Annotated in this window: 19 protein-coding genes; 5 read left to right on the top strand and 14 right to left on the bottom strand. The window is 67.9% G+C overall.

Annotated elements, in window-relative coordinates:
* Nucleotides 1-30 precede the first annotated feature (30 nt).
* The 3 genes from ACIG5A_RS43410 to ACIG5A_RS43400 form a co-directional block, all read right to left on the bottom strand.
* Complete coding sequence (locus tag ACIG5A_RS43410; protein WP_397251446.1) at nt 31-1,617, bottom strand: cutinase family protein; 1,587 nt, start codon at nt 1,615-1,617, stop codon at nt 31-33.
* 311 nt (nt 1,618-1,928) lie between these two features.
* On the bottom strand, nt 1,929-4,322 hold the full coding sequence (locus tag ACIG5A_RS43405; RefSeq protein ID WP_397251444.1) for a RelA/SpoT family protein: 2,394 nt from the start codon (nt 4,320-4,322) through the stop codon (nt 1,929-1,931).
* A 190-nt stretch (nt 4,323-4,512) separates the two neighbouring features.
* Nucleotides 4,513-5,466: an alkaline phosphatase family protein gene (locus tag ACIG5A_RS43400; protein WP_397251442.1), complete on the bottom strand. Its 954-nt coding sequence runs from the start codon at nt 5,464-5,466 to the stop codon at nt 4,513-4,515.
* Between the two features lie 247 nt (nt 5,467-5,713).
* On the opposite strand from ACIG5A_RS43400, the gene ACIG5A_RS43395 reads away from it, so the two are divergent.
* Together ACIG5A_RS43395 and ACIG5A_RS43390 are read left to right on the top strand one after the other, a co-directional pair.
* On the top strand, nt 5,714-6,442 hold the full coding sequence (locus tag ACIG5A_RS43395; protein WP_397251440.1) for a metallophosphoesterase: 729 nt from the start codon (nt 5,714-5,716) through the stop codon (nt 6,440-6,442).
* Nucleotides 6,443-6,555: 113 nt separating this feature from the next.
* Nucleotides 6,556-6,888, top strand: coding sequence for a YnfA family protein (locus ACIG5A_RS43390; RefSeq protein WP_397251438.1), 333 nt, complete (start codon nt 6,556-6,558; stop codon nt 6,886-6,888).
* 28 nt (nt 6,889-6,916) lie between these two features.
* Here the strand turns inward: ACIG5A_RS43390 and ACIG5A_RS43385 are convergent, their stop codons facing one another.
* The 3 genes from ACIG5A_RS43385 to ACIG5A_RS43375 form a co-directional block, all read right to left on the bottom strand.
* Nucleotides 6,917-7,543 carry an NUDIX hydrolase gene (locus tag ACIG5A_RS43385; RefSeq protein ID WP_397251436.1) on the bottom strand — a complete coding sequence of 209 codons (627 nt, stop codon included), beginning with the start codon at nt 7,541-7,543 and terminating at the stop codon, nt 6,917-6,919.
* 116 nt (nt 7,544-7,659) lie between these two features.
* On the bottom strand, nt 7,660-8,916 hold the full coding sequence (locus ACIG5A_RS43380; RefSeq protein ID WP_397251434.1) for an adenylosuccinate synthetase: 1,257 nt from the start codon (nt 8,914-8,916) through the stop codon (nt 7,660-7,662).
* Nucleotides 8,917-8,951: 35 nt separating this feature from the next.
* A complete protein-coding gene (locus ACIG5A_RS43375) occupies nt 8,952-9,890 on the bottom strand; it encodes a hypothetical protein (protein WP_397251430.1) in 939 nt (312 codons plus the stop codon).
* 103 nt (nt 9,891-9,993) lie between these two features.
* Between ACIG5A_RS43375 and ACIG5A_RS43370 the strand changes: the two genes are divergently transcribed.
* Nucleotides 9,994-10,380, top strand: a complete 387-nt coding sequence (locus ACIG5A_RS43370; RefSeq protein WP_397251425.1) for a RidA family protein — start codon at nt 9,994-9,996, stop codon at nt 10,378-10,380.
* An 87-nt stretch (nt 10,381-10,467) separates the two neighbouring features.
* The gene (locus ACIG5A_RS43365; RefSeq protein ID WP_397251423.1) at nt 10,468-10,821 is read left to right on the top strand and encodes an MmcQ/YjbR family DNA-binding protein; all 354 of its coding nucleotides are present in this window, start codon (nt 10,468-10,470) and stop codon (nt 10,819-10,821) included.
* Here the strand turns inward: ACIG5A_RS43365 and ACIG5A_RS43360 are convergent.
* From ACIG5A_RS43360 to ACIG5A_RS43350, 3 genes are all read right to left on the bottom strand, one after another.
* Nucleotides 10,818-12,407 (bottom strand): ATP-binding cassette domain-containing protein, encoded by a 1,590-nt coding sequence (locus tag ACIG5A_RS43360; RefSeq protein WP_397251421.1) that lies wholly within the window; start codon nt 12,405-12,407, stop codon nt 10,818-10,820. The two genes, ACIG5A_RS43365 and ACIG5A_RS43360, sit on opposite strands and share 4 nt — an antisense overlap.
* Before the next feature lie 152 nt (nt 12,408-12,559).
* Entirely contained in the window at nt 12,560-13,171 is a 612-nt protein-coding gene (locus ACIG5A_RS43355) for a DUF4291 domain-containing protein (RefSeq protein ID WP_397251419.1), read from the bottom strand.
* A gap of 55 nt (nt 13,172-13,226) precedes the next feature.
* Nucleotides 13,227-13,784, bottom strand: coding sequence for a helix-turn-helix domain-containing protein (locus ACIG5A_RS43350; protein ID WP_397251417.1), 558 nt, complete (start codon nt 13,782-13,784; stop codon nt 13,227-13,229).
* A gap of 59 nt (nt 13,785-13,843) precedes the next feature.
* Between ACIG5A_RS43350 and ACIG5A_RS43345 the strand changes: the two genes are divergently transcribed.
* Nucleotides 13,844-15,190: an erythromycin esterase family protein gene (locus ACIG5A_RS43345; protein WP_397251415.1), complete on the top strand. Its 1,347-nt coding sequence runs from the start codon at nt 13,844-13,846 to the stop codon at nt 15,188-15,190.
* A 62-nt stretch (nt 15,191-15,252) separates the two neighbouring features.
* Here ACIG5A_RS43345 and ACIG5A_RS43340 read toward each other — a convergent pair whose 3' ends face one another.
* From ACIG5A_RS43340 to yajC, 5 genes are all read right to left on the bottom strand, one after another.
* Nucleotides 15,253-15,825, bottom strand: a complete 573-nt coding sequence (locus ACIG5A_RS43340) for an adenine phosphoribosyltransferase (protein WP_397251413.1) — start codon at nt 15,823-15,825, stop codon at nt 15,253-15,255.
* A gap of 38 nt (nt 15,826-15,863) precedes the next feature.
* Nucleotides 15,864-17,582, bottom strand: a complete 1,719-nt coding sequence (locus tag ACIG5A_RS43335; protein ID WP_397251411.1) for an ABC transporter substrate-binding protein — start codon at nt 17,580-17,582, stop codon at nt 15,864-15,866.
* A gap of 19 nt (nt 17,583-17,601) precedes the next feature.
* Nucleotides 17,602-18,813: a protein translocase subunit SecF gene (gene secF / locus ACIG5A_RS43330; RefSeq protein ID WP_397251409.1), complete on the bottom strand. Its 1,212-nt coding sequence runs from the start codon at nt 18,811-18,813 to the stop codon at nt 17,602-17,604.
* The gene (gene secD, locus ACIG5A_RS43325) at nt 18,810-20,528 is read right to left on the bottom strand and encodes a protein translocase subunit SecD (RefSeq protein ID WP_397251407.1); all 1,719 of its coding nucleotides are present in this window, start codon (nt 20,526-20,528) and stop codon (nt 18,810-18,812) included. The genes secF and secD overlap by 4 nt, the downstream gene beginning before the upstream one ends.
* 99 nt (nt 20,529-20,627) lie before the next feature.
* The gene (gene yajC / locus ACIG5A_RS43320) at nt 20,628-20,975 is read right to left on the bottom strand and encodes a preprotein translocase subunit YajC (RefSeq protein WP_397251405.1); all 348 of its coding nucleotides are present in this window, start codon (nt 20,973-20,975) and stop codon (nt 20,628-20,630) included.
* Nucleotides 20,976-21,287: the final 312 nt, after the last annotated feature.

Here is a 21,287-nt window from a genome sequence, read left to right as displayed (position 1 = left end):
GCGTGTCGCATCGTCGGACCCTCTCGGCGTTCAGTTCGTGGAGAACGGGTAGGTGTTGGCGGTGCCCGGGCGTACCGTGGGCGGATTCGAAGTCGCGCCGCCGGATGAGGCGCCCTCGGCTCCTGTCCCGAACGGAAATTCTCCCGTACCGGAGGTATTCGGCGTAGCCGACGCGCCGGTACTCGGCCCGGCGATTCCGTTCTCGGCGGATGTTCGGCTACTCTGCGGGGCTGCCTTACCGCCGAACCTGTCGGCCACATCCTTGGCCACCGCGGCGAACCACTCGGCAACGAACCTGGTCGGCGCGTCGCCGTTCGCCGCGACCGTCGCATTGTTGTACGCCTGGTGCCGCTGGACGGTGTCCCAGTAGCGCACCCAGGTGGTGACATCGAGCAATTCGCGGTTGTCTGTGATGGTGGACACCACGGCATCGAACGCCTGAGTTACCAAGCGCGACACCGTGGTCGGCGGCACCAGCTGGGTGACCGCGTCGGCCAGCCCGGTGCCGAGCAGCCGCAGCCCGGCCGCCGGATCGGCCAGTCCCGCCGTGGCCAATTCGCTGAGGGCCGCCGGGTTGATGACGGACCTGACCAGGGTGGCCACCGCGTCGATCCCGATCATGCCGACCCGCAGCAGCGCCCGCAGCGCGGCGGGCACGTCCAGCGGCGTGCGCGGGTCGGCGGCGTCGGCGATGCGCTGCGAGATGGACCTGCCCGGCGCGAGCGACATGGCGGCGAGCGAGGCGCCTTTCACGTCCTCGTCGACGACCCGCGTCGCGGTCTTGATCGAGGTGTAGGCCAGCGCCTGCGCGATGGAGACCAGCGAGGCGACCGGATCACCGCCGGACAGCGTGGACTGGCCCGCGATGGTGGCCACCGCGCGCAGGATCGGCGCGCCCGCGGGCGCGTCGCACGAAAGATCGCCCGCCGCACAGAAACTGGCCACTCGGCCGGTCAGTGCGCCGAAGTTCGCCGCCCTGTCCCGCTCCGGGCCGATGCCGCCGCCGGAGGCCGGTGACTGCGGTAGCGCCTCGATGCCCGCCAACCGGTCGCCCGAGGTGCCCGGTGCGGCGTCGGGGGTCATCTTGCCCGGCGAACCGGGGAACAGCGGCGCGCCCGGGTTGCGGGTCGGATCGCCGAACAGCGCGACCGCCGCGACCCGGTCCGCGGGCAACACGCCCGCGCCGTTGCCGATCTCCTGCGCGAACATCGAAGCGACATGTGCCCCTTGCGAATACCCGACCACGGCGAAGCGGGTCTTCGCGCACGCGTCGGCGACCGTCCGCGCCATCGACCGCAGCCGCGCGAGTCCACCCGCCACCGAATCCGCGTACGGGACGGTGGTCGTCGAGGTCGCTCCGCCGAAGCTGGATTCGTAAGGGACATAGGCGCGGTCGACCAGACCGGCGTCGGGGGCCTTGGCCAGCATGGGCCGGAAAACGGTGGACAGCATGCCGGTATCCGTCGTCGGCGCGGCATCCGGCGACGATTCCCCGGTGCCCTGAATTCCCAACGCGTACAGTGCCGGACAGACGGTGATCGACAGCTTCGTCGACGGCTCGGCTACCACGGGAGCGATGCCGGCGGTCGAGACAGCAACGGTGAACGCAACGAGCATTCCCGCAAGTCTTCCCGTGCCTCTGGCCATGACGAATCCGCTATCAGTTCGTATTGCTGCAGTTAACACAAGCCCGTCGAAACGCCATAGACCGTAACAGATTCCGGTTATTACCGCCGCAACAGCGAAAATCTTCCAGGAATAGCCCCGGAATTCACGACACTTGCCCATGGGGCGGGGGCCGCGCCCGGACAAGTTTCCGGTCGCGGCGCAGCGGGGGCAATCGCGGAGCGATTACCCGGCCATCGGAAACCGTTGGCGCGCTGGCTAACTCGAAGCTACCAACCGAACAGTCTGCTCGATGGCCGGGCTCAGGCCGCCGAGGTCACCCGGTAGACGTCGTACACGCCCTCGACATTCCGAACCACATTCAGCAAATGGCCGAGATGTTTCGGGTCGCCCATTTCGAAGGTGAATTTACTGATAGCCACGCGGTCGCCGTGGGTGGCCACCGAGGCGGACAGAATATTCACCTTCTCATCGGCGAGCACCTTGGTGACATCCGAGAGCAGCCTGGTGCGATCGAGCGCCTCGATCTGAATGGCGACCAGGAACACCGACGACGGCGAGGGCGCCCACGCCACCTCGATGATGCGCTCGGCCTGCTCGCGCAGCGAACCGGCATTGGTGCAGTCGGTGCGGTGCACGCTCACCGCGCCGCCGCGGGTCACGAAGCCCATGATCTCGTCGCCGGGCACCGGGGTGCAGCACTTCGCCAGCTTGGCCACCGTGCCTGGCGCGCCGGGAATCAGCACGCCCGCGTCACCGGTGACGCGCTGGCGGTTCGGCGTCGTCGACGGGGTGGAGCGCTCGGCGAGCTCGTTCTCCACGTCACCGATGCCGCCGAGCTGCGCCATGAGCCGCTGCACCACATGGTGCGCGGAGACCTGGTGCTCGCCGACCGCGGTGTAGAGGGTGGAGATATCGGTGTAGTGCAGTTCGTGCGCGACGGCGGTCATCGCGTCGACGCTCATCAACCGCTGCAGCGGCAGCCCGACGCGGCGAACCTCCTTGGAGATCTGCTCCTTACCGCTTTCCAGCGCCTCCTCGCGGCGTTCCTTGGCGAACCACTGCCGGATCTTGGCCTTGGCGCGCGGGGAAACCACGAAGTTCTGCCAGTCGCGGCTCGGTCCGGCGTTCTGCGCCTTCGAGGTGAACACCTCGACCACTTCGCCGTTCTCCAGCTGCCGTTCCAGCGCGACCAAGCGGCCGTTGACCCTGGCGCCGATGCAGCGGTGACCGACCTCGGTGTGCACCGCGTACGCGAAATCGACCGGGGTCGACTTCTGCGGCAGCGTGATCACATCGCCCTTCGGGGTGAACACAAAGATCTCCGGCGACTTCAGGTCGAAGCGCAGCGACTCCAGGAATTCGGCCGGGTCCGCGGCCTCACGCTGCCAGTCGAGCAGCTGGCGCATCCACGCCATATCGTCGACTTCGGTGCTGTCGTTGGAGTGTTTGCCGCGGGTCTCCTTGTAGCGCCAGTGCGCGGCGATGCCGAATTCGGCGGTGCGGTGCATATCCTGGGTGCGGATCTGCACCTCGAGCGGTTTGCCGTCCGGGCCGACCACCGTGGTGTGCAGCGACTGGTAGACGCCGTAGCGCGGCTGCGCGATGTAGTCCTTGAACCGGCCCGCCATCGGCTGCCACAGCGAGTGCACCACGCCGACCGCCGCGTAGCAGTCGCGCACCTCGTCGCACAGGATGCGGATGCCGACCAGGTCGTGGATGTCGTCGAAGTCCTTACCCTTGACGATCATCTTCTGGTAGATCGACCAGTAGTGCTTGGGGCGGCCCTCGACGATCGCGTTGATCCGGGACGCCGCAAGGGTATTCACGATTTCCGCGCGTACCTTCGCCAGGTAGGTGTCGCGCGAGGGCGCGCGGTCGGCGACCAGGCGCACGATCTCGTCGTACTTCTTGGGGTGCAGGATGGCGAAGGCCAGATCCTCGAGTTCCCACTTGACCGTGGCCATGCCTAGGCGATGGGCCAGCGGCGCGATCACCTCGAGTGTTTCCTTGGCCTTCTTCGCCTGCTTCTCCGGCGGAAGGAAACGCATGGTGCGCATGTTGTGCAGGCGGTCGGCCACCTTGATCACCAGCACGCGCGGGTCGCGGGCCATCGCGATGATCATCTTGCGGATCGTCTCGGCCTCGGCGGCCGCGCCGAGGTTCACCTTGTCCAGCTTGGTGACGCCGTCGACCAGGTGCGCCACCTCCGCGCCGAAATCGAGGGTCAGCTGCTCGAGCGAGTAGCCGGTGTCCTCCACGGTGTCGTGCAGCAGCGCCGCGACGAGCGTGGTGGTGTCCATGCCGAGCTCGGCCAGAATGTTGGCCACCGCGAGCGGATGGGTGATGTACGGATCGCCCGATTTGCGGAACTGATGTTTGTGCCGCTCGTCCGCGACGTCGAACGCGCGTTGCAGCAGCGTCAGATTCGCCTTCGGATACAGCTCACGATGCACCGAGGCGAGCGGCTCCAGCACCGGCTTGACCGCCGCGATGCCGCGCTGGCCGGTCATCCGGCGGGCCAGGCGCGCCCGCACCCGCCGCGAGGCCGAGGTCGGTACCGCCGCCGAAGCGCCGGGCTGCCTCGGCGGTTGCGCCTGCGGGGTCGGCGGCGGCGCCGAGGCGGGCTGGGCACCATTGACTCGCGGGTCGACTGCCGATTGCTCGACATTCGCCCCGCCAAGATGCTGAGTCATGCCACCACCTTCCAACGCCGCGATCGGACCACCCTATCCGAACGCCGCAACCGCCCAGACCACCAACTTTAGTCCCGCACTCGAGCATGCGTCCGATACGAGCCTGCCGATCGGACAACGAATGGATACCGCCTCGAGTGCCCGGATGGTTACATCCGCTCGATGGTGTCGCTTCGGTGGTGTCGCGGGATCAGCGGACGCTGGCGGCTTCGACGGCCGGGATGGCGCGCATCGAGACCCCGTCGGCGTCGCGGGCGGGCGGTGCGCCGTGCAGATCCAGGACGGTCGGGGTGATGTCGACCAGGGTGTAGCGGGAGGTGGTGGCTCCCGCGGGGAAGTCGGGGCCGCGGGCGATGACGAAATTGGTTGTCTCGTCCGAGGATTGGGCGCCGTGGCCGCCCTTCGGGGTGTGGCCGTGATCGGCGGTGACCAGGATCGTCCACTGTTCGGCGGGGTTGGCCTTCGCGCGGGCGTCGATCGCGGCGACGATGCGGCCGACCTGGGCATCGATGCGGAGCACGGCCGCCAGGTAGGCGTCGGACGCGCCGCCGTGGGCGTGGCCCGCGAAATCGACCTGATCGAGGCAGACGAACAGGAAATCGGGGGCGAAGCGGGTGATGGCGGTGACCGCGGCATCCGTGCTGGCGCCGTCGGTCTTGTCCTCATCGGGGTCGTTCGGCACCGGAGGTGTGGAGATGACGACATCGGCGTGCGGGGTGCCGCTGCCCGCCATGATCGCGATCATGTCCCAGGTGGCGATGGACTGCGTCTTCAGGCCGGGGCGGAAGCGCTCGAGCTGAGTGAACACCGTCGGATACTTCGCGAACGGTTTCGCGTCGAACCCGTTGTCCTTGATGCCGTGCTTACGGTCCCAGACACCGGTCAGCACCGTTGCCCACGACGGGCCGGAAATGGTGATGTGCGGGGCGATGGAGCTGCGGCTGAGCAGGCCTTCGGCGCTGAGCCGCAACAGATTCGGGGCCTTCACCTGCTGAACCTTGTGATACATCAGGCCGTCCAGGCCGAGGACGACGACCTTGGGCACGCTGACCTCCGCCCCGGCGGCCCGGGTGGCCGCGGCTACCGGAAGTAGCGTAACGGCCGCGACCGCAACAGCATTCGACAACAGCTGCCTTCGGTTCATGATCCGAACCATGCGGGGTAGCCATGGCCGTACGGAAGGCGCCGGAGCGACTGTTCATTGACGTTTCATCGGTAGCGCCATCGCTGGTCGCCTCGCTGAACACCGAGCCAACTCTCCATAGCCGATAGCTATTCCTACAGTTCACACGCCGTGTCTCAGTGATGAACGCCGGATTTACGGCAATCCGGCGCCGAACGCGGGCGCGAGCCCGATTGACACCGCATCGCCCATCTGGCTGGCTGGGGCCATGCAGTCCCGCGTCCGGATCGCCGCCGTCGCCGATCTCCACCTGCGCGCCGCCGTCGCAGGCAAATTCCGCCCCGCCTTCACCGGCCTCGGCGCACACGCCGACATGCTGCTGCTCGCCGGCGATCTCACCGAGGGCGGCACCCTCGGTGAGGCGGATATGCTGTGCGCCGAGATCGCCGACCTACCGGTACCCGTGGTCGCCGTACTCGGGAACCACGATCACGACCGGCGGCTCGGCTACCGCATCGCCACCATGCTCACCGGCATCGGCGTGCACATGCTCGAAGGCGACACCGTCACCCTGGAGGTGGCCGGTACACGCGTCGGCATCGCGGGCGTGATGGGCGGCAGCGGCGGCTTCCCCGGCCATCCCGGCACCCCCGACGAAGGCAGCCTCGAACACCAGGCCCGAATGCGCCGCGGGCCACTGGACGCACTGGTGCTGCGCCAGGCACTCGACTCCCTCGACACCGAAATCCGCATCGCCCTGATGCATTTCGCACCGGTGATCGACACCCTGGTCGGCGAGCCGACGAAGATCTACCCCGGATTGGGCTGCCACGAGCTCGCGGACGCCATCGACGGCGGCGGCGCATCGCTGGCCATCCACGGCCACGCCCACGCCGGCACCGAATGCGGCAAGACCGCGGGCGGGGTTCCGGTACGCAATGTTTCGTACCCGGTGCTGAAGCGGGCATACGCGGTATATGAACTGCAACTCTGCTGAGCGGACACTTTTCGCCCCGCGCGACGGAATCGGCGGATCCGTGAGCTGACAGTGCCGGTTGAGCAGAGGTCCGCCGAACATCGATAAGCCCGGCCGGTCGGTACCTTTCGTGTATGACCGTTGCCAAGTCGCTGCTGCTGTTCGCGTTGGCCGCGCTCGCCGAGATCGGCGGCGCCTGGCTGGTCTGGCAGGGCTGGCGTGAACAGCGCGGCATCCTGTGGATCGCGGCGGGTGTCGTCGCGCTCGGCGCCTACGGTTTCGTCGCCACCTTCCAGCCCGACCCCAACTTCGGCCGGATCCTTGCCGCATACGGCGGCGTCTTCGTCGCGGGCTCGCTCGCCTGGGGCATGCTCGTCGACAAATTCCACCCCGACCGCTGGGACTACCTCGGCGCCGCCATCTGCCTGATCGGCGTCGCCATCATCATGTACGCCCCGCGCGGTTGAGCACGCCGAGCGCAGGGGGTTCGATGGGCTAGCTGTCGGGGGTGAAGGCCCAGACGACGGCGGGGCGGCCGGTGGCTTTGACGCGGCGGCGTTCGGCGGTGCGCTCCAGGCCGGGGATGGCGGCGAGGGTGCGGTTGAGGTTGGCCGGGTCGGGGCGGGTGCCGAGGATCGCGGTGGTGAGCTCCACCGCTCGGGTGGCGGGGAATTCGTCGCCGGTGAGTGCGCGGGTGAAGGTGCGGTCCTTCCAGAGCAGGCGGGTGAGCAGGCCGCGCGCGGCGTCGACGATGCGGTTGTGATCGAAAGCGAGCGCGGGCACCTGATCGAACGAAACCCATTGCGCCGGACCCTCATGCGGGCCGACCACCGCCCACATCGCGATCGACAGCGTCGGCCCGCGCGGATCGCGGTTCGGCTCGTCGAAGGTCACCAACTGGCCGACCGCCCCGATCGCGGCCTCCGGCACGCCGAGCTTCGCGTGCACCGCCCGCCGCGCCGCGGCAACCAGCCGCTCCCCCCGCCCGAGCAGCACACCGGGCAACGCGAGTTCACCGGCGAACGGCGCCCACTCGCGCGGCGCGACACCGACGGTCACCCCGGCATCGTCGGGCCAGAACCGCAACGCCACCACATCCACCGAAACCACGGACTGCTCCACGCCGACCCATCCTGCCCCAGACCCCACCCACCCGATAACCACCCCACACAAACCCCGGCCGTACCGGTCGATCGGCGAGTGTGCACTCAGGCGGTGCTACTCGACTGCGGCGGTTGTCATGCCGCGGCTACGGCGGGGGCGGTGGGGGTGCGGTGGGTGCGGGTTGGGCCGTTGGCGGTGAGGACTACCGGAGTTCGGAGTTCGTGCTCGAGCCAGGAGACGAGGTCGGCCGGTAAGGGGGTGAGGGTTGGGGTGGCGGTGGTCAGGAGGTCGGTCAGGTGCTGTTGGTGGGTGAGGTCTTGCCAATTCCCGAGGGGTAGGTGGTCGACGGTGCCGGTGGGGGTGCGGTATTCGGTTGCGGCGTAACGGGTTCCTGGGGCGTCCAGGTGGGTGACGGCGAGGCCGTCGATGCCGCCTGCGGCCTCGATGGCGTAGCGGAGCAGAATCGGGTCGAAGTGGCCCAGGCGGAACGGGCCCTGGTAGCGGCCGATGGTGTTGTGCGGCTCCGGGATTGCGAGGGTGGTGTCCTCGGTGGGGAAAGGGCCCGCGCCGTGGCGGGTCAGGTAGGTGCGGGTGACGCCGAGTACGTAGCCCGTCGCGCCGATGGCGGCCAGCATGGCGCGGGCGTTGCGCGGTTCCACGGTGGACCAGGTGGTGTGCGGGTGGAGGCCGCGCCATTCGTCGAGCAGGATGCCCTGTGCGCCTTCGAAGATCAGGCGTCCCCGCCGGGCGAAACGGGCGAGTTGGCCTGAGCCGCTGATGGTTACGGCCGCGGCGAATTCGCGGTACATGTCGACGAGGTCGTCGATCGGCTCGTAGCGGTGCTCGCTCGGCGCGATCAACGGTGCGTAGTGCGCGGCGAGCGCCTGGAGCTTCTCGCGAAGCACCGTGGGACGCAGGCAATCCGACACCGTCGGCGCGTCGTGGTCCAGCGCGTGGCTCGCCGTCTCGCCGATGCCACGACCGCAGGAACCGTGCCGCGAGGAACCCCTCGCGTCTTCGCGGGCACGGTTCGCCGCGATGTGGATCGGTGTGGTCAGCAGCGCGCGTTCGTCGATGTGCAGCAGCCCCAAGGGATTCGGCACACCGAGCGCCGCCAACTGCCGCGCCTCCCCCGCCAGCGCGATCGGCTCGACCAGCATGTACCGCGAAAGCAGCGTCGGCACACCGGAAAACGTCCCGGACCCGAACTGCGCGAACGTGTGATGCCGCCCCTCGGCGACCACGTTGTGCGCCGCCTGCGCACCCCCGTTGAACCGCACCACCGCACCGACCCCGAGCCCCGCCTCCGCCGAGCACAGCCAATCGACCGTCGCCCCCTTCCCCGCATCCCCGAACCCCAGATCGACCACCACAATGTGCCGCCCGACCATGTCGAACTCCTCCCTGTCCACGCGCGGCGAACTGGTCAGTGGCCGCTGGGGAGGGCTCGGGGGCCGTGGGCGGCGAGTGCCTTTCCTACCGCGGTGGATTCGGTGGTGGAGCCGACGTCGCGGAGGTCGGCCAGGCCGGTGTCGAGGTCGACGGTGTTCTCTTCGAGGCCGATGGTGAGGGCGATGAGTTCGCAGACGGCGGCGGGGTCGTCGAGTTTCAGGAAGTTCTGGCCGAGCAGGGCCCGCCAGTGGTCGGCGATGTCGGGGTCGTCGAAGTAGCTGGACTCGTTGGGCAGGACGTAGTACACGTGCCACCGCTCGGCCAGTTCGCGGTAGATCGAATCGACCGCGATGTTGCGGCCCACGTTGTCGCCGATGACGTTGCGGATGTGACGGACCGGCAGGTGCGGCTTGTTCAGCTCGTCGCCGATGAGGAACAGGTAGCCGCGCTTGCCGCGCTTCTCCCACGCATCGGTCACCACGTGTGTGGCCATGAAATACGCTGCGAGCTCGTAGCTTTCGGACTTCTGACCACCGCCGCCGCCCTCCAGGAAGATCCGGCGCAGCTGCTCGTCCATCCGATTGTCGGATTCGAACTGTCCGATCTGCAGCGGCACCCGGTCGCTGTCGGCGTCGCCGATGGCGCCGAACAGGATCTGCGGATCCCGCGCATATCCCTTGCGCTGCAACAGCCCGTGCAGTTTGCCGAGCTTGTCCTGCATGATGCGCGGCACCCGCCCCATCGATCCGGTGACGTCGAACAGCACCGCGATGGGCAGCGAATGACCGTGCTCGGCCGAATCGCGGCATTCCCGGACGTCGACGCCGAGCGGGTCGAGCGCCGGATGCGGCCGCCATCGGCCGTACGGCTCGGACCGCATCTCGGCGGTGTATCCGAAGTCGTCGAGCCCCCTGCTGGCACGAAATGTCTTGGCCGCCCGATACGCGGTGTCGTCCCAATTTCCGTAACCCATGTGGATCACTTCCTCCCGTGTGATTGTTTTAGTGTAGAAGACTAAAACAGGGGGCGTCAATACTCGGAGGCGAATTACGTTGCGACATGACAAGATCGGTGACGTGCAGTTGGTACCACGCAATCCCACCGAAGGCGTCTACCCCGCGACCGAGGACTACATCCACGCGATGGAGGTCACCGGCGCGCAGAAGTTCCTCTTCATCTCCGGCACCATGGGTCTCGATCCCGACGGCAAGCCGGGCGCGACGCTCACCGAGCAACTCACCCTGATCTGGAACAACATCCGAGCCATCCTGGCGTCGGCCGAGATGACCGTCGACAACATCGTCCGGCAGACCAGCTACCTGCGCGACGCCGCCTACGCCGAGGAGAACGCGGCAGCGCGCCTGGAAGCGCTCGGCGGCCGCGCCATCCCGACCACGGCGATCGTCGTCCAGACCCTGGTCAGCGAATGGCTCGTCGAGCTGGAGATCGTCGCCGCGGGCTGAAAGAACCGGCTCCGGCCGGGGCGCGGGCAACCCTCGGGCCGGGCAACGGCTGACCCGCGGGGTCGGCATCGCGTTTAGACTGCGATCGTGGAGCCGCTGACGCGTGTGCGGGCGATATGCCTGGCGCTGCCGGAGAGCAGCGAGCGGCTCAGCCACGGCAGCCCGACGTTCTTCGTGCGCACCAAGACATCGTTCGTGAAGTTCATCGACGGTGGATACGACGAGCCGGGCCCCACGATGTGGTGCCCGGCCCCACCGGGTGTGCAGGCCGAACTGGTCGACGCCGAGCCCGAGCGGTTCTACATCCCGCCGTATGTCGGCCACAGCGGCTGGATCGGGGTGCGCCTCGACGTCGAACCCGATTGGGACGAGATCGCCGAGATCATCCGCGACGCCTACCGGAAGGTGGCGCCGAAGAAGCTCTCGGCGTCGGTCGACTAGCGGACCAGTGTCTCGGCCAACCCGTCCGCGGTCAGCTCGAGCCGCCGCGTCACCCCGATGTCGTCGAGGAAGCGGGGGTCGTGGCTCACCACGATCAGCGCGCCCTCGAAACCGGCCAGTGCCTGGGTGAGATGGTCCAGGCTCGGCAGGTCGAGGTTGTTCGTCGGCTCGTCCAGCAGCAGCAGTTTCGGCGCCGGATCGGCCAGCAGCAGCATGGCCAGCGCCGCGCGCAACCGTTCACCGCCCGACAGTGCCGCCGCCTCGACATCGGCGGCGGCGCCACGAAACAGGAAGCGCGCCAATTGAGCTCGGATCTGCTCCGCCGAGGCGTGCGGCGCCGTGGACGCCACGTTCTCGAATACCGAACGCCGCTCGTCGAAGATGTCGAGCCGCTGCGGCAGCATCCGCCACGGCACCTTCGGGTGTTCGGCCGCGATCCGGTGCAGCAGCGTGGTTTTGCCGACGCCGTTGCGCCCGGTGAGCGCGATCCGCTCCGGGCCGGTGACCCGCATGGTGACCTCGGGCCCGCACGCCAACCGCACCTGCTCCAGCTCGATGACGTCCTGGCCCGGATAGAGCCTGGTGTCGGGTAGCTTCACCCGGATCTCGCGGTCCTCGCGCAGCATCTCCTGCGCTTGCTGCAACTGATCCTTGGCCTTGTCCACCTTCTCGATATGGTTGTTGCGCAGCTTGCCCGCCGACACCTGTGCCTGCCGTTTGCGTTCGGCCATCACGATTTTCGGCTCGCGCTTGCTGTCCCACATCTTCTGGCCGTAGCGCAGCCTGCGGTCGAGCTTGATGTGCGCCTCGACGAGTTCCCTGGACTGCTTGCGCACATCGCTGCGCGCGTCGCGGACCGCCGCGCGTGCGGCTTCCTGCTCGGCCTCGATGATCCGCTCGTACGCGCTGAAATTGCCGCCGAACAACCGCATGTCGCCCTGCCGCAGTTCCGCGATGGTGTCCATCCGGTCGAGCAGTTCGCGGTCGTGGCTGACCGTGAGCACCGTACCGGAGAATTCGGCGACCACATCGTAGAGCCGTTCTCGCGCAACCCGATCCAGGTTGTTGGTCGGCTCGTCGAGCAGCAGCACATCCGGTTCGCGCAGCAGCTGCGCGACCAGCCCGAGCAGCACCGTCTCGCCGCCGGACAGCGTGTCCAGCCTGCGATCCAGCTGCTGCGCCGAATCCGCGAGGTAGTGCAGGCCGAGCCCGCCGAGCAGCGCGATGGCGCGTTCCTCGACGTCCCAGCGCGCGCCGACGAGTTCGAAATCGCGCTCGTCACCGGCCCCGGATTCGATGCGGTGCAAGGCTTTCCGGATATCGGCAATGCCGAGCACGGCATCGACCCGCTGCCCGGCGGCGAGACCGAGGTCCTGCCGCAGGTAGCCGAGCAGACCGGTCACGGTGATGATCCCGCGCGCCGGGGTCAACTCGCCGGCGACCAGCCGAAGCAACGTGGATTTACCGGCCCCGTTACTGCCGACCAGCCCGATATGCCCGGGCCTGAACACCGCGGCGAGTCCCTCGAAGACGGGCGTGCCGTCCGGCCAGGAAAAAGTGAGATCGGAAAAAGAAACATTGGTCATGCGAACTCCATGAGGATGCGACGGATACGCGGCGCGCGATGGCGGGCCGCCCGTGGGCACTACCTCACAGCTTCAACGGCATGACTCCGATCGACGGAAATAAGACTCGTATAGGTTAAACACAATTCGGCGCCGTGCGCCAGTGGTTTGCCTCACAGCCCAGGCGCCGCACCGATTTCCGTGGCGATCCGCGCGGGCAGCGGGTACGGCCGCTCCACCGGCACGGCCTGCGCCGCCGCCGCCAGCCGACCTGCCGCGACGAGCTCATGGATCCGATGCGCCGCATCGGTGACATCGCGGATTCCGGTGATCCACCGGTCGACGTATTCGTCCACCGCCGGACCGCCGAGCCCGATCTGCAGCGAGCGGTGCGCGAGCGGCCGATGATGAAGGTCCCGCTCAGGGTCCCACTGGATGCGCACCGGGCTCACGCGCAACCGGTCCGACCATGCCTGCCGATCCGAATACATCTCCGGCACATAGTGACTCATACAGGCCCTGGCCAATGCCCACTCGAACCCGGTGCGGGTGATCGTCACCGCGAGCACCCGCTCCTGCCCAGGCTCGGCCGCCCATCCGCAGCGATACATCATCCACAGGAACGACGGCTTGATCCACGTCATCCGCTCCCGCTTGAACGGCGCGACGAAAGTTCCTGCCCCCAAGGCGGCTTCGGCGATCTCCGCCGAATAGGCCTGGTACACAACGATCGTCGCCTCGTCATAGACCGCCCGCACCTGACGCAGCGGCACCGCACTACTCACCCCGCGATGCTGTCACCCCGACCACCGGCCGGCAAAGCCCTTTTCGCCGGGTGGGTCAGTCCGCCTCGGCGGCGTTTCGAGTCGGCGCCTCCTCGATCGGGAACTGGATGATGCTCATCAGGTACGGAATGCGTTCCGGCGCAGGCTCGTTGGCCACCCTCGGCCGCAATGTTTCCAGCATGGCCGCGACCAGCTCGCCGTGCTCCTCGGGCGTCAGCCAGAAGATGCCCTGGCGATAGCCGATCGCGTCGGCGACCGGGTCGGCGCCCGCGCGGTCGAGATAGGCGTTGAAGTCGGCGTGCAGCGCGGCCAGGGTCGCGGTGAAACCGTTGCGGTGGTCGTCGAGGGACATCGTCGCGGCGGACTCGGCGTCGATCGTCGCGCGATCGCGGCGCAACCGGTAGTGGCGCTCGACGGCGCCGTGTACGCGCTGTTCGTCGGCGACCTCGAGCACTCCCGCCTGAGCGAGCAGGCCGACATGGCGGTACAGGCTCGTTTTGGGGATGTCGGGGAAGTGTGCGCACAACTCCGACGTGGTACGGGTGCGTCCACCGGACATGGCGTGCACGATGCGCAGTCGCACCGGATGCAGGAGGAGGTCGAGTGGATCCATGGCTAGACGATCCCACATTTGGTACCGTTACCAAAATTGGAAATGCAGGAGGGTGGAAGATGACCACGAATACGCCGACGGTGACCGCACGGCTCAGCGACCAGGCGATTCACCCGCTGCGCACCCTCGATCCGGCCGAGCCGCTCGACGATCTCGCCTGGCTGGACGAGGCGATCGGCGACGCACGCGTGGTCGCCATCGGCGAGAGCGCGCACTACAACAGCGAGTACTACCGGCTCCGCCATCGCCTGCTCCGGTACTTGGTGCAGCGGCACGGGTTCGGCGCCTACGCGATGGAGTCGGGATTCACCGAGGGCTGGACGACCGATAGCTGGGTCCGCGGCACGGCGCCCGCGGCAGACCTGGATCAGGTCATGGCCGGGGGCGTGACATCGCTGATGGGCCTGTGGACCGAGATGCGCACCCACCTCGCGTGGATGCGCGACCACAACAGCACCGGCTCGCCCCAGGTCGGCTTCTACGGCATCGATCTGCCCGGCTCGAACGCATCGCTGCTCCCCGGTCTGGACGCCGTGCTCGGCTACCTCGCGCAGGCCGACCCCGGCTTCGAGGTGGACCCCGAAATCCGGGAAGCCGCGGCCATTTTCGCGGCTTCCTCGCCGTTCTCGGTCCCCGCAGCCATGTCCGCCTACGCGAATCTCACACCTGAACAACGGAATTCGCAGACCGCGAACCTGGCCGACCTCACCGCCCGCCTGACCGCGCGGCGCCTCGACTACGTCGCGCGGACCGGCGTCGAATCCTACGAGCGCACGCTGCGCACCATGCGCCTCACGGCCACTCTGGACATGATGATCCGGCAACTGCCCCAAGGCAATCAGCGGGATGTGATGCTCAACCGCGACGCCGCGATGGCGGATACCGTCGAGTGGATCCTGCAGCGCGCGGACCGTGTCCTGCTCGCCGCCCACAACGGTCACATCCAGCGCCATCCGACCACGCTGCCCGGCATGCCCCCGACGGCGACCCTCGGCATGCACCTCGCCGATCGACTCGGCGGGGACTACGTGGTCATCGGCACCACCGCGGGCACCGGCCGGACACTCAACACAGATCCGTCGGAGTTCTACGCGGGCAAGCTCTTCCAGGATCTTCCCGCCCCGGAACCGGGCAGCCTGGACGCCCTCATGGTCGCGACAAGCGACGGACCGTTCGCCGCGGACCTACGCCACCTGTCCCCTGCCGACTCCGCGGCCGTCGAGGCGTGTACCCGGCACCGCATCGGCGCTTACTACGCCGATCTCGACGCGCTGAACGCATTCGATGTCGTCGTCCACATCCCCCACGTCACCGCGGCCGAACCCGATCGAGCCGCGTTGACGCATACACCCCAGGATGTCCAGGAAACCTTCGCGGCCTACCGCGCGACGTCATCGGCCGACTGATCCGAACGCCCCTCGGCGCTGAGCAGACGGAATGCGGCCACACCGCTCAGCGAACGGGGCGGTCAGAGCTTGACGATCGAGGTGATCGGGTAGTCGCCTTGAATCGCACGGCCGTTGAGGAATTCGAGCTCCAGAACGACTGCGGCGGAGATGATTTCGGCGCCGGCCTCCTGGAACAGGGCAGCGGCGGCGGCCAGGGTGCCGCCGGTGGCGAGCACGTCGTCGAGGAGCAGGACGCGGCGGCCGGCCAATTCCACACCGTTGGCGGGGATTTCGAGGGCGGCGCTGCCGTATTCGAGGCTGTACTCACGAGAGATGACCGGCGGGGGAAGCTTGCCGCCCTTGCGGACCGCGACGACGCCGGTGCCGAGCATGGTGGCGACGCCCGCGCCTAGGAGAAAGCCGCGGGCATCGATGCCCGCTACCAGATCGGCGTCGGGAGCGGAGGCGGCGAGGCAGTCGATGACGGCGCGGAAGCCCTCGGGATCCGCGAAGACCGGGGTGAGATCGGCGAAACGCACTCCAGGAGTAGGGAAGTCGTCATGCCAGCGGGTGAGGCGTTCGACCTGTTCGGCGGCCAGGGCGGTCCGCTCGGCGACTCTGTCGTCGGATTCGATCGCCGCGTGCTTACTCATCGACACCTCTCCATGGTCACATTCACCCTCAACACCTGTCACCTTTTCAGCACCCAGCGATCCATATTCCAGCCGGTGCCCGCCTGGTTGGGCGCGGCGACACCGTTCTGCATCCCGTTGCCGAAAGCGATGGTGCGCGGGGTGACGAACAGGGGAATGCTCGGCATCTCCGCCCACAGCAGGTTCTCGGCCTCGGTGAGCAGATTCAGCGTGAGCGACGAGTTGTCGTCGCCCACAAGCTGATCGGTGATGGCATCGTAACGGCCGTTACCGAAGCGACCGAAATCGAGCCCGCTACCGGCGCGCAACGCGCTGGTCGCCGCGGTTCCGGTCAGCGAACCGGCCGGACCCGGCCGTGATGCGGTACTCGCCAGCACCGCGTCGACTTTGCCCTCGGTGAGCTGGGCCGGGCCGAAATCGGGCGCGCCTGCGTCAACCACGGTGATACCCGCGGGTTTACACGCCTCCGCGATCATCGTCACGGTCTGCGTGCGCCGCTCGTCCGGGCGCAGATAACCGACCCGCACAGTGATATCCGGCGTCCGCGCGGCGGCCAGCGCCGCCGTCGCGGCGGGCACGTCGGCGCCGCGGTACTTCTCGGCCGCGCCGGTGCTCGCCCCGTAGAAGATCGAATCCTGTTGCTGGATACGCGAGTTCAGCGGTGCGGTGCCGAGACCGGTCTTCGGCGCGTCCTTGGCCTTGCCGAGCTTGTCGAACAGCGCCTGGCGCGGCACGCACAGCGCGAAAGCCCGCCTGGCGTCCGCGGATCCGAATACACCGCCGGTGCCGAGCACCAGCTGCTCGGCGCCGCGCCCCGGCACGCTCTGCGCCGAAAAGCCGTCCAGATTCAGGTCTTTCACCGATCCGGCGCCGACGTCGACGACGCCCACCGCGTTGTCGGCGACCTTCGACTTGATGTCGGCGGTCTTCGGGAACACCACGATGCGCCCGGTCTGCGGCTTGTTGCCCCACCAGCGCTCATTGGCCACCAGCACCAAACCGTCCTTGGCACTGAACGATTCGATCCGGTACGGCCCGGACGCCGGGAACCGCGCGGCCTCCAGCGACCCCGAGCCGAGGCTCCAGCCGCTGTTCCAGAAGTCGGCGAGCCGCTGGATCGCACCCGGGTCACCGGATTGCAAGGCGGTCACCACATTCGGCACGTTGGCCACCCGCGCGGCCACGTGCGCGGGCATCAGCTCACCGGCGGCGAACAGGGTGCGCCACGGCAGATAGTGCCGCCCCGGCCGGAACACCACGGTGGCGTCCTTGGAACCGGGCTGGCATTCCACCCGCTCGATATCGGCGTAGCCCGCGGTGTCGGCCGCGTCGAACAACGGAACCTGGCCGCGGTCACCGGGTTTGGTGAACCGCCCGCTGCGCGCGGACCAGGCGAGCACCAGGTCGTCGCAGGAGGTCTTCACGCCGTCGGAATACACACCGTCCGGGTTGAGCCGGTACTGGATGGTCTGCGACTCCCCCGGCACCTCCTTGGCCGTGCCGACGTCGGTGTCGGCGACCGGCTGCCCGTCCGGACCGGTGTAGAAGAACCCGGTCAGCACCCGCGAGAACACGCTGGCCGAACCACTGCTCGCGCCGAGCGTGGTGCCACCGTTGTAGGTGGCGATCACCGCGTCGACGGCGTAGCCGATGGACGGCACCTGGTTCTGACTGGAGCAGCCCACCGCGAGCCCCGCGGCGAGCGCACCCGCGGCCAGCGCCCCGATCAGCCGGACCGATTTCCGTCGATACCGCATGAAACCCCTGCCCCTGGTGTCAGTGCCGCCTGTTCCGTTTCCCACTGGGCCGCGCGCCCGGCCGCGGCGCCTGGCCCGCCTCACGAGGCTGCCGTACGGGGACGTCACCGAAGCCACGGCCGCTCGCGGCGGCCGCACGCTGTTCGGCCAGCGCGGTCGCGCGGGCACTGGCCTGACCCGAGCGGCGGGCGAGCACCTTCTTGGTGTGCGCGGCCACCGGGCCGAAACGCTCCTTGATCGACACCAGCAGCGGCACCGCGAAGAAGATCGACGAGTAGGCGCCGACGATCATGCCGACCAGCTGCACCAGCGCCAGGTCCTTCAGCGTGCCGACGCCGAGCAGCCACACCGCGATCACCAGCATGCCGACGATCGGCAGGATGCCGATGACGGTGGTGTTGATCGAGCGCATCAGGGTCTGGTTGGCCGCGAGGTTCGCCTGCTCGGCGTAGGTGCGCCGGTTCAAATGCAGGATGCCCCTGGTGTTCTCCTCGACCTTGTCGAAGACGACCACGTTGTCGTAGAGCACGTAACCGAGGATGGTGAGCAGGCCGATCACCGCGGCGGGCGTCACCTCGAAACCGACGAGCGAGTAGACGCCCGCCGTGACGATCATATTGAAGAACAGCGAACCGATCGCCGCGATCGACATGTCGCGCTCGAATCGGATGGCGATGTAGACCATCGTCAGCGCGATGAACACGATGAGCGCGATGAGCGCCTTCTGGGTGATCTCGCCACCCCAGGTCTCGCTGATCTCCGCGACGCTGATCGCGTTGCGGCTCACCGTGCCGTTGGCGTCCTTCGGCTGGAAGGCGTCGAACAGCGCGTTCTGCAAGGTCTCGGACTGCGTGTCGTTCAGTGTGTCCGAACGGATCTGGATCGTCGACGCGGCGCCCGAGCCGACCTTCTGCACCGTCACCGGCGCGTGGCCGATGGCCCGGCTGTAGACCGCCTCGACCTGATCGTTGCTGACGTTCGAGGCCGCGGGCAACGCGATCCGCGAGCCACCGGCGAAGTCGATGCCGAGGGTGAATCCGCGAAGTCCGATGCTCAGCAACGAGATCAGCACGAAGGCGGCGGTCAGCGCGTAGTAGAAGCGGCGGCGGCCGACGATCTCGAACCCGCCGGTACCGGTGTAGAGCCGCTCGAAAACGCTGTGCTTGGGCCCGGCAGGCTGATCGTCGAGTTCCTCGTCGAACGCCGGTTCCAGGGTCGAGTTGTTCCTCATCGTCCGCCCTCCTTGACCAGGACGCCGCTGCTCGCTTTGCGTTCCCTGGCAATCTGCTGAATCGCGCCCAGGCCGTTGACCGACGGCTTCGCCCAGAACGCCGACCGCGACGCCAGCATCATCAGCGGTGCGGTGACCAGGTACAGCACGATCACGTCGAGCACGGTGGTGATACCGAGGGTGAACGCGAAGCCCTTGACCTGTCCGGCCGCGAGCACGTACAGCACCACGGAGGCGATCAAGCTGACCGTCTTACCGGACAGGTTGGTGCGCTGGGCGCGCGCCCAGCCGCGCGGCACCGCGGAACGGAAGCTGCGGCCCTCGCGCATCTCGTCCTTGATGCGTTCGAAGAACACCACGAACGAGTCGGCGGTCAGGCCGATACCGATGATCAGACCGGCGATACCGGCCAGGTCGAGGGTGAAGCCGATCCAGCGCCCGAGCAGGATGATGATGCCGTAGACGGCGACACCCGAGGCGAGCAGCGAGAATCCGGCGAGGAACCCGAGCATCCGGTAGTAGAGCAGGCAGTACAGGAGCACCACCGCGAGGCCGATCGCACCGGCGAGCAGACCGGCGCGCAGTGACGAGAGGCCGAGCGTCGCGGAGACCGTCTCGGCCTCCGAGGTCTGGAACGACAGCGGCAGCGAACCGTACTTCAGCGTGTTCGCCAACTCCTTGGAGGTCTTGGCGTTGAAGTTGCCGGAGATCTGCGTGCTGCCGCCGAACTGCCCGGCCGCGCGCACCACCGGCGCGCTGACGACGCGGCTGTCCAGGGTGAACGCGAGCTGCTTGTTCAGGTACTCGTTGGTGAGCTTGCCCCACTCGTCACCACCCGCGGACTTGAACTCCACGTTGACGACCCACTGTGCCTGGCTCAGCGCCGAATTCGCGTCCTTGATCTCCTGGCCGTCGAGCTTGCTCTTGTCGAGCAGGTAGACCTCGTTGCCATCGGTGGAGCAGGTGACCAGCGGCAGGTTCGGATCATCCGCACCGGCCAGCGGGTCGAGCTTGGTGCAGTCCATCGCGAGCATCGCGGCCTGCTGCGTGGCCGGATCGGTGCTCTGCCGCAGTGCCTTGGCGTCGGCGATCTCCTTCTGCGCCAACTGCTGCGGGGTCTGCGTGCCGGGAGCCGGCGAAGGCGTGGGGCTCGGCGTGGGCGCCTGGGCCGGGAACACGCGGTTCTGCGGCTCGGGAGCAGGCGCGGTCTCCGGGGCGGGCGCGGGCGGCACGCCGGTATCCGCCGGCGGCACCGCACCGGGCTGACCGGGCGGCGTCGCGCCGGGCGTTCCCGGCTGCGTCGCGCCGGGCGTACCCGGTTGCGCGGCGCCCTTCGCGGGTTGCGAGCCGAGCACCGGGCGCACGTAGAGCTTGGCGGTGGTGGCCAGCGAGCGGGCCTGCTGCCCGTCGTCGCCGGGCACCGTGATGACCAGGTTGTCGCCGTCGATGACGACCTCGGAGCCCGAGACACCGAGACCGTTGACCCGCTGCTCGATGGTCGACTGCGCACGGCGCAGCGCGTCCTGGCTCGGCTTGCTGCCGTCCGGGGTGCGGGCGGTCAGCGTGACCCGGGTGCCACCCTGCAGGTCGATGCCGAGCTTCGGCGTCGGGGACTTGTCACCGGCGAAGAACACCAGCGCATAGATCACGGCCAGCAGCACGGCGTACACGCCGAGCAGCCGGAACGGATGCGCCGTTCCCTGGGAAGGTGGCACGGTAGGTCATCTCCTAGACGGAAAGTCGAGAATGGAACAGGCGGGCATGCACCATCGCGCCGGATCTCCGGCCGGGTACCGCGACTCGGTCGAGCCGGGTCAGTCCTTGGTCAGCCGGGTCTCGGTCTGATCGACGGACTCCTCGACGGAAGCGGCATCGGCCTCGTCGGTCGCGGTCTCGTCGGTCGTCTCATCCACGGTGCGCACCTCGCGGATGGCCTGGCGCAGCCAGGTGGTGACGACATCCTCGGCGATCTCCAGGTCGACCGTGGTCTCGTCGATGTCGACGACCGTGCCGTAGAGACCCGACGTGGTGATCACCGCATCGCCGACCTTGAGCGTTTCCTGCATGTCCGTGACCTTCGCCGCCTCCTTCTTCTGGCGGCGGATACCGAGGTACATCGGCACGAGCAGGGCTACCAGCAGCAGCGGAAACAGAAGTTCCATCGTCGAAGTCAGTCCCTAGTGTTGTGGGGCGGATCGGGCATGTACGCACATAGTCTGCCAGTTCGTGTCGCCACCGCCACACCGGCACACCCAGTTGACCGTGAATCCGCGGCCGCCTATCGGTCGAGCGACCTGAATCCACGGCCACGCGCTGCCACCGCGGGCCGGAGACCGAATGGTATCCGGACGAAACCGCAGATTAGGTGAATCTTGTTGCGCTACCGTAAATCTCGCAGGAAATTCACCTTATCAGGACGTCCCGCCTGCGTCGCCGGGAGCCTGTCTTCGCACGAACTCATCGCGTATCGAGCC

Source organism: Nocardia sp. NPDC052566, from assembly GCF_044547285.1.
Classification (GTDB): domain Bacteria; phylum Actinomycetota; class Actinomycetes; order Mycobacteriales; family Mycobacteriaceae; genus Nocardia.
Note: the sequence above shows the minus strand (reverse complement) of the source record. Positions and strands in the feature narration are given on the sequence as shown.